Source organism: Acidobacteriota bacterium (genome assembly GCA_018001935.1).
Classification (GTDB): domain Bacteria; phylum Acidobacteriota; class JAAYUB01; order JAAYUB01; family JAAYUB01; genus JAGNHB01.
In genome coordinates, this window is record JAGNHB010000103.1 from 1 (window position 1) to 8,665 (window position 8,665).

General features: G+C 67.8%; 7 protein-coding genes. 5 read left to right on the forward strand and 2 right to left on the reverse strand.

Annotated elements, in window-relative coordinates; all coding sequences use genetic code 11:
* The coding region (locus tag KA419_20865; GenBank protein ID MBP7868387.1) for a PEGA domain-containing protein at nt 1–644 on the forward strand (644 nt) is incomplete at its 5' end.
* Here the strand turns inward: KA419_20865 and KA419_20870 are convergent.
* Nucleotides 641–1,867 (reverse strand): MFS transporter, encoded by a 1,227-nt coding sequence (locus KA419_20870; GenBank protein MBP7868388.1) that lies wholly within the window; start codon nt 1,865–1,867, stop codon nt 641–643. The two genes, KA419_20865 and KA419_20870, sit on opposite strands and share 4 nt — an antisense overlap.
* A gap of 132 nt (nt 1,868–1,999) precedes the next feature.
* Nucleotides 2,000–4,042, reverse strand: a complete 2,043-nt coding sequence (locus KA419_20875) for an amino acid permease (protein MBP7868389.1) — start codon at nt 4,040–4,042, stop codon at nt 2,000–2,002.
* Nucleotides 4,043–4,357: 315 nt separating this feature from the next.
* Here KA419_20875 and smpB point away from each other — a divergent pair, with 315 nt between their 5' ends.
* From smpB to KA419_20895, 4 genes are all read left to right on the forward strand, one after another.
* The gene (gene smpB / locus KA419_20880) at nt 4,358–4,819 is read left to right on the forward strand and encodes an SsrA-binding protein SmpB (protein ID MBP7868390.1); all 462 of its coding nucleotides are present in this window, start codon (nt 4,358–4,360) and stop codon (nt 4,817–4,819) included.
* On the forward strand, nt 4,812–5,510 hold the full coding sequence (locus KA419_20885; protein MBP7868391.1) for a hypothetical protein: 699 nt from the start codon (nt 4,812–4,814) through the stop codon (nt 5,508–5,510). Before smpB ends, KA419_20885 begins: the two co-directional genes overlap by 8 nt.
* A gap of 13 nt (nt 5,511–5,523) precedes the next feature.
* A complete protein-coding gene (locus tag KA419_20890) occupies nt 5,524–7,206 on the forward strand; it encodes a hypothetical protein (protein MBP7868392.1) in 1,683 nt (560 codons plus the stop codon).
* Between the two features lie 80 nt (nt 7,207–7,286).
* Entirely contained in the window at nt 7,287–8,381 is a 1,095-nt protein-coding gene (locus KA419_20895) for a VWA domain-containing protein (GenBank protein MBP7868393.1), read from the forward strand.
* Nucleotides 8,382–8,665 lie beyond the last annotated feature (284 nt).

Here is an 8,665-nt window from a genome sequence, read left to right on the forward strand (position 1 = left end):
CGCCCGCGGAGCCCCCGCCGCCCCTGGTCCCGAAGATCACCCCGCAGCCCGCCGCCCAGGGCCCCCTTTACGCCCCCGGCGAGCGGCACCGGGCCCGTCCCGCCCCGGATCTCCCGGCAGCCCCCCGTCCGCGGCGGCTCGGCCGGGGGATGGTCCTGGCCCTGATCCTCGTCGGCCTGGGCGCAGCGGCGGCGGGGATCTACTACCTCGGGACCCTGCTCACGGGGGACGTCCCCCCGCCCGCTCCCGTTTCTCGAGGGGCGTCCCCGCCCACCGTGGCCGAGGAACTCGCGCGACCCCGTCCGGACCCGAAGTACGCTCCCCCGATCATCATCCGGGTCCCGGCGGGGCCGCCCGCGGGGCCCTCCTCGCCAACCCCCCCGACCGGTTGGCTGACGGTGCGCGTGAAAATCGACGGGGTCCGGGTGTTCATCGACGAGGAGGCAATGGGGGAGGTGTCGTCCGACACCCCCTTGCGGCTGTCCCTGTACCTGGGGCCCCACCTGGTCCGGGCGGAGGCCCCGGGACGGCGCCCGGCGAAAGCGGAGGTGGAGATCGTGGCGGACCGGGAGGCCATCCTGGACCTCGACCTTCCCGAGGCGACCCCGGCCGGGGAAGGGCCCGCCGTGCCGCCCGGACGTTAGGCGCTTCGGCTCCCCGCTTCGGGGCCGGGGGCCGCGTTTCGCCCGACACGCACGGAGATCGCGACGGCGGCGGTGACCAGCCCGCCGACCGTGAGGGCGGCCTGGACGCCGATCCAGCGGGACAGGGCGCCCAGCAGAAGGCTCCCGACCGGGGACAGCCCTCCGAAGGCGAAGATGTAGAGGCTCACGAGCCGGCCGCGAAGCGCCTCGGGCGCCTGGTTCTGGATCAGCATGTTGGCGCAGGACATGGACGTCATCATGCCGAACCCGACCGGCACCAGCAGCAGGCAGGAGAGCCCGGGGCTGCGGGACAGCCCGAAGGCCGCCAGGCCGAGGCCGAAGGCGAACGCGGAGGCCCGGGCCAGGCGGAGCAGCCGGTCCGGGTGCCGGTACCCCGCCATGAAGAGGGCGCCCCCGATGGCGCCGATCCCCGCCAGGGTCAGCAGCATCCCCATCCCCCGCGCCCCGAGGCCCAGGACCTCGCCCGCCACGGCCGGCAGAAAGAAGAGGTAAGCCATCCCGAAACAGGCCGCACCGGCCAGGATCGTGAGGATGCCGCGGATTTCGGGGTGCCGGTAGGCGAAGACGAGCCCTTCCCGCAACTGGGACCAGGCGCCGGTCGTGGCCTTGTCCGGGGCGTCCCGCTCCACCCGCATGAGGAGCAGGCCCCCCAGGACCACCAGGAAGGAAACCGCGTTGGCGGCGAAACAGGCGCTCTCCCCGTAGCGTTCGACGACCCACCCCGCGATGGCCGGCCCGACGATGCGGGCGCCGTTGAAGAGGACCGAGTTGAGGGCGATGGCGTTGGGGAGGTCGACGGGGCCCACCATCCGGACGAGGAAGGCCTGGCGGGCGGTCATGTCGAAGGTGTTGACGAGGCCGAGGAAAGCGGCCAGGGCCAGCAGGTGCCAGACCCGGATGACGCCGCCGAGGGTCAGGAGGGCCAGGGCCGCCGCCTGGATGCAGGCCAGGGACTGGGTCAGGAGGACCAGCCGGTACCGGTCGAAGCGGTCCGCGACAATCCCGGAGGGAAGGCCGAACAGCAGGACGGGGCCCATCTGGAAGAACCCCAGGAGGCCGAGGAACCACGAGGACCCAGTCAGCCGCCAGAGCAGCCACCCCTGGGCCAGGTTCTGCATCCAGGACCCGACGAGCGAGACCAGCTGGACGCTGAAAAACAGCCGGAAATCCCGGTGCCGGAAGGCTCTGAATCGGTGGTTCACGGGCACGCTCCCCAAGGGACCCATTCTACCCTTGACCCGTGGAAAAGGAAGCGGAAATCCGGGCGACCGCATCTCACGCCGGGTTGGGGCCCTGGGGGGGCGCAAACGGCCGCCGAACCGGCGCCGGGACGCTCAGGGGTGGACCACGAGGAGGAGGAGGTAGAGCAGGCTGATCCCGGTCACCACCAGGGTGTTCGCCACGGCGGCGGTGGCGGTGCGGGACTCGGCGGATTCCAGGCCCAGGGCCCGGGCCCGTCGAATCCGGACCAGGATCACGGGGGCTAAGACGAAGATGTTCGCCAGGAGGGGCAGGATCATGAACGTCGAGGGCTCGAGCCAGGTGTTGAGGGAGAACATCGAGCGCAACCCCAGGGAGAAGCTCTCGCTGTTCGTCCGGAAGTGGAGGAGGAAGATCTCGAGGGCGCGGGTGACGATGATCATCAGCGTCCCCAGGGTCAGCAGGAAGGCGCCGATCTTGGCGGAATACACGCCGTGCTGGACCTTGCTCTCCCCCTCGTGGATGCCCGTCAGGCGGCTCTTCATGGAACCGTAGACGACGTAGATGACGAAGCCGAAATTCAGCCAGGCCGAGAACCGCAGCCAGGAGGTGGCGGGAAGGTAGAAGATCAGGTACCCGCAGGAGCAGATCCCGAGGACCGGGAGGATGTGGTTCCGGCAGGTGTAGAAAAGGTAGGCGGCCACGGCGAGCATGAGCACCCGGTAAGGCAGGTCCATGGGGATCAGGAGGGTGGCGACGGCAAAGACCAGGTAGAGGGAGGCCGACCACCACGTCCCGCTCGGCACCCGGAAGGGACGGGCCCGTTCGGGGGATTTCATCTTCATCACGATGATGCCGGCGCAGACCAGGATGAAGGCGAAGAGGGTGCCGATGTTGGTCAGGTCCACCATCTCGTCGATGCTGGCCACGGCGGCGACCCCGGCGACGGCGGCCCCGGTGATGACGGTGGAGAGGTAGGGGGTCCGGTACTTCGGGTGGACTTTCTTGAAGGCCGCGGGCAGGAGCCCGTCGCGGGACATGGAGAAGAAGATCCGCGGCTGGCCGAGCTGGAAGACCAGCAGGACGGCGGTGTGGGCCACGACCGACCCGAAGGCCACGACCCCGATGGCCCAGTCCCAGGTGGGGCAGGCCTTCTGGAGGGCCAGGGTCAGCGGCTCGGCCTGCTCGGAGGCGAGGGCCTTCTGCAGGTCCGGGTAGGAGATGAGGCCGGTGAAAACGGCGGAGATGACCACGTAGAAAACGGTGCAGATCAGGAGCGAGGCGATGATGCCGATGGGGAGGTTCCGCTGGGGGTTGCGGGTCTCCTCGGCCACGGTGGAGACGGCGTCGAACCCGATGTAGGCGAAGAAGACCACGGCGGCCCCCGCGCTCACGCCGGCCCAGCCGTTCGGGCTGAACGGGGTCCAGTTGGCGGGCTTCATCCACAGGATCCCCACCACGATGAACAGGATGAGGACGAGGATCTTGATGCCGACCATCACCATGTTGAACCGGGCGCTCTCCCGGATGCCCCAGATGAGCACCAGGGTGATGGCGGCCACGATCAGGACGGCGGGAAGGTTGAAGACGATGGGGATGCCGAAAACGTGGGGCGCTTCCTGGTACACCACGAGGACGCCGTCCTTGACGATCCTGGCGGCGGTCCGGTAGTCCATGGAGAGCCAGTCGGGAAGGTGGATGCCCAACCCCGCCAGCAGGGTCTTGAAGTAGTTGGCCCAGCTGATGGCCACCGCGATGTTTCCCACCGCGTACTCGATGATGAGGTCCCAGCCGATGATCCAGGCGGTCACTTCCCCCAGGGTGGCGTAGGAGTAGGTGTAGGCCGAGCCCGAGATGGGAACCATGGAGGCGAACTCGGCGTAGCACAGGGCGGTGAAGCCGCAGGCGACTGCGGTGAGAATGAAGGAAACCATCAGGGCGGGGCCGGCGCCCAGGCGGGACGCGTCGCCGGCGGCGGCCGTCCCGATGGTGGCGAAGATCCCCGCCCCGATGCAGGCGCTGACCCCGAAGAGGGTGAGCTGGACCGGGCCGATGGCGCGCTTGAGGCGGTACTCGGGACGGTCGGCGTCCTGCAGGATCCGGTCGAGGGTCTTCCGGCGGAAGAGTTGGTGGAGGGTGCCGGTCCCGTATTCGTCCCGTTCGGTCGTCGGCGCCATCCGTCACCGCCCGGCGAGGGTCGAACGAACCCCACGGACCGGGGCCACCGGGTGCCGTTCGTGAACAGGGTGCAGACTCAACATGACCTCGCCCGTCAGAATCGGGAGGATTATACCGCATTGAAAACCGCTTGGAAAGCATTTCCCTGCCCTTTTTTGTCGGGGCGGGGCTTCGCCGGCGGCCGGGACCGAGAGAAAAGCGCTGCGAATCCCGCCGCCGATCTGGTATAATCGCGCGATCGTGCGCGGTGGCCCGTTCCCCCGGCCGAATGCGGGGGGGCGTCCGGCCGCCGGTGCGAAGCCGCGGGGTACGCAATGGAAGAGAAGCTCATCGCCAAGAACAAGAAGGCGTTCCACGAGTTCGAGGTCTTCGAGCGCTTCGAGGCGGGGATCGTGCTGCAGGGGACGGAAGTCAAGTCGATCCGCGAGGGCCGGGTCAACCTGAAGGAGTCCTACGCCCGGCTGCGGAACGGGGAAGTCTGGCTCATGCAGTGCCACGTCAACCCCTACACCCACGGGAACCTCTTCAACCACGACCCCGTGCGGCCCCGAAAGCTCCTGCTCCACCGGTCGGAAATCCGTCGCCTCATCGGAAAGGTCCGGGAGAAGGGGATGACCCTCGTCCCGCTCGCCGTGACCCTCCGGAAGGGCCTGGTCAAGGTCGAGATCGGGCTCTGCCGGGGGAAGACCACCGTGGACAAGCGGGCCGGCGAGCAGGAGAAAACCCAGAAGCGGGAGATCCAGAAACTACTGAAAAGGCGGTCTCGGGATGCATAAACGTTGGATCGTGCTGTTGCCGGCCTGGCTGGCGCTCGGGCTCTCCCTCCCGGCGCAGAGGCTCTCCGATCGGGGCTCCTTCACCATCATCCAGAACGGCGCCGCCATCGGAAGCGAGGAGTTTTCCATCAACATCGAGAACGGGGGCGGCATGGTGACCACCCGGTCGACCCTCAACGTCCCGAAGGAGTCGCGGATGACGACCGTCGGGCTCGACACGAAGCTGACCCTGACGGGGGCGCTGGCTTCCGGGTCTTACGAGCTGACGATCCAGGAGGGGCGCGAAAAGCAGGGGATCCAGGTCCAGTTCACCCGGGACAAGGCCACCTGCACCTTCGACCTGGGCGCGAAGAAGGAGACCCAGGACGTGGTCTTCCCGTCCAACGGGGCCATCCTCGACCACAACATCTTCTGCCACGTCGAGTTGCTGCTGCTGCGCTACGACATGAAGCGGTCGGGTTCCCAGGGTTTCTCGGTCTTCGTGCCCCAGCTCGGGAAAGACGGCATCGGGACGGTGTTCGTCCGGTACGTCGGGAAGGACGAGTGCCAGTGGGGCCGGAAGCGATCCAAGGCCGACCACTTCGAGGTTTCCAGCCCCAACCTGACGCTGGACGTCTGGCGGGACGATTCCGGGCGGCTGCTCAAGCTCAACATTCCCCAGACCGGGGTTTCCGTCGAGCGGGCCCGGTGACGGCGAGGGTGAGATGAAAAAACTCCTTCACGCGCTCCTGTTGCTGGCCATGGTTGCGGCGTCGGGCCTGCGGGCCCCGGCCCAGGCCCCGGCGGAGAACGCACCCGCCACGGCCGCGGGCAAAATCATCAACCTGAACGGGTCCCCGGGCTTGGAGGACACCGAGGGCAAGCGCTGGACCATCGAGGGGGAAGCGGCCATCTGCTTCAAGTACACCGATCTCCGGGTGGAAGTGCTCGATCCCGCCTTCACCACGGCGGGGTCCGTCCGCTTCTCCCGCTACCGGATCCTGGAGTCGGAAAAGGGCGACGCCATTCCGGGCGCGCCGGTTCGGCAGATCCTGTCCACGCGGCACCGCCAGCCCGTCCTGACGGTGCGGGTGACCCAGGCCGGCTCCGAACTCCGGTTCTCCATGACCCTCTCGAACCCCAACAAAACCCCGGTGAAACTGAAATTCCCCTCCACGCAGATGTACGACTTCGTGGTGATGTCCACCGACGAGAAGACGACGCTCTGGCGCTGGTCGTGGGGCGCCAGTTTCGAGGTCGGGTTCAAGGAACTCGAGATCCGGCCCCGCGGCGAGGCCCGCTGGGAGGCGGCGTGGGACTTCACCCGGAGCTACGTGCAGGACGGCGAGTACATCGCTTTCGGGGAGGTGCACTGCTTGCCCCACGGGATCCTGTCGGAGGTCCGGCGGGTCGTCCTGCAGACCAACATGCCCCGGGTGGTCCTGCCCCAGTACTTCCTCCCCCTCGAGAGCAACACCGCGTGGACCTACCGGACCCTCGGGGCCGCCCCCCGGAACCACGAGATGAAGATCACGGGAACGATCCGCCTCGAGGGAAGGGATTACGCCGTCTTCTCCTTCTTCCCCGACGAGAAATCCCTCGGGCCCGACGGGCTCCCCCTGGCGGGCGGCAACAGCCGGGTCATCCGCTTCGACCGGGACCACTCCCGGTTCATGGAGTGGACGCCCCTGGGCGAAAAACCCCTCCTGGCCCAGGACGGGATGCACCGGTTCGTGCCTATCGAGGGCGGCTGCCGGACGGAGGTGGGCAACTTCGACCGGGCGGTGGCCTTCCAGGTCCAGCGCGGGGACGCGTGGAAGACGCTCCTGACGGTGGTGCCGGGGATCGGCATCGTGCGGGCCGCCATCCCCCGGCCGGGGGGCGGCGAGCTCGAGATGGAAATGGTTGCCGGGCGTTCGGCCTCCGCCGCGTCCCCTTCGACGGCGCCGGCCCCGGCCCCGTCGGCGGCCTCCGCGACGGCCCCATCGGCGGCCCCGGCGGCGGGCGCCCCGCCGGCCGCGGAAAAGAAGGTCGAGGAAGCCCCCATGGAGGTGTTCACCATCCTGATGCGGAAGTCCGGGGGGTTCCCGCCGGAGGAGTCCCTGGTGAGCCTCTCTTCCGACGGGAACCTGGCGGTCGTGGACAAGGGGGTCATCGTACGGCAGGCGGTCCTGTCGCCGTCCACCATGTGGCACGTGGCCCAGACCCTCGAGCGCGAGGGGTTCTTCCAGTTGTCGGACACTTACGGGAAGAACGACATCGAGGACCCCCTCGTCATCGAGCTCACGGGGGAGATGTCGGGCCGGAAGAAACACATCGTGATGCGCACCAGCGCAGAGCAGAAACCCCCCATGAGTTTCTGGCGGATCGTGGACGCCATCGAGTACGTGGTGAAGCGCGGGCGGTGACCTCCCCGGGAACGGGAGCGGAACCCCGAACCGGGCAAATCACCCGAAAAGGGAAACGTGAGGATGGAATGCAGGCGAAGGTGAACAAACGGTTTGTCCTGGGGTGTCTGTGCGTGGCGGCCTGCCTGGCGCCGGGCGGTCTGCGGGCGGCGGACCCGCCCGTCGTCCCCGAAACCGAGACCATCTCCTCCCGGGTGACCGCCGTGTCGGTCAACGTGGTGGTCCTGGACAAGGACGGGTACCCCGTGACCGGGCTCCGGGAAAAAGACTTCCGCATTTTCGACAACGGGCGCGAGCAGAAGCTCACCAATTTCCTGGAGACCAACCAGCCCCTCACGCTCCTGACCGTCATCGACTCCAGCGGGAGCACCTGGAAAAAGATCAACCTCATCAAGGAGGGGGCCGCGGACTTCATCCAGCGGGCGGCACTCTCCCGCCCCCAGGACCGGCTGGCGGTGGTGAACTTCAACGAGGACATCGAGGTGCTCTCACCCTTCGAGTCCTCGTGGCGGGAAAAGCGCGCCCTGGTCCTGGACCGCGTCGACGCCCAGGGGGGGACCGCGCTCTACGACGCCCTCTGGCTCACCGCCCGCGAGATCCTCCAGAAGGCGCACGGGCGCAAGGTGGTCGTGCTGTACACCGACGGCATCGACAACAAGAGCCTGAAGACCTTTGGGGAGGCCCGGCGGGAGGCGGTGGCCTCCGACGCCACCTTCCACGTTCTGACCGTGGACAACCTCCAGCAGGCCCTCAAGGAGGCGGAGCGGAGCTGCTACGCGCTGACGCGCGGCCAGTACTACGCGTTCATCCGGCAGGACGACCCCCGCTCCGAGGCGCCGGCGACCCCGACCTGGACACGGAACATGCGCTCCGACTTCGACGCCCGCAAGGTCCTCGAGTTCACGTACAAGCGGGCCTACGAGGAAATGAAGCGCCTCGCGGCGGACACCGGGGGCACCTTCCACAAGGTGAGCACCTACGAGGAACTGCCCGTGATCTACCGGCGGATCGCCTCCGAGATGCCGTTCTACTACACCCTGACGTTCATGCCGGAAGCCGCCGGCGCCGAGGGCGAGTACCACCAGCTGGAGGTGCGCCTGTCCGACCCCTCCTGGGAGGCCCGATACCGCCGCGGGTACCTGGTCACCGACCGGGCGGAGACGAAGAAGCGCTGATAATGAGGGGTTTAGGCTGTAGGCTGTAGGCGCTTTAGCGGATGCGTTCTTGTCAACCTGTTGTCGATCTCGGTTGCCTTCCGAGGCCTCTTTCATCGGGCGATGTTCTGGAGAAAGCCAGAAGGAAGGTCGTTCGTGTGGTTGGTGTGGTTCGTGGTTCAATAAAGGCTGTCAGGGGTTCAGGCTTGTCCAGTGAATCGTGTCCGTGGGGAACACCCTGCCTCGGCCCCGGAATCCCGTCCGTGTATTTCGCGGTGTCTTTTCCGGTTTGTCCGGGTTAGGCT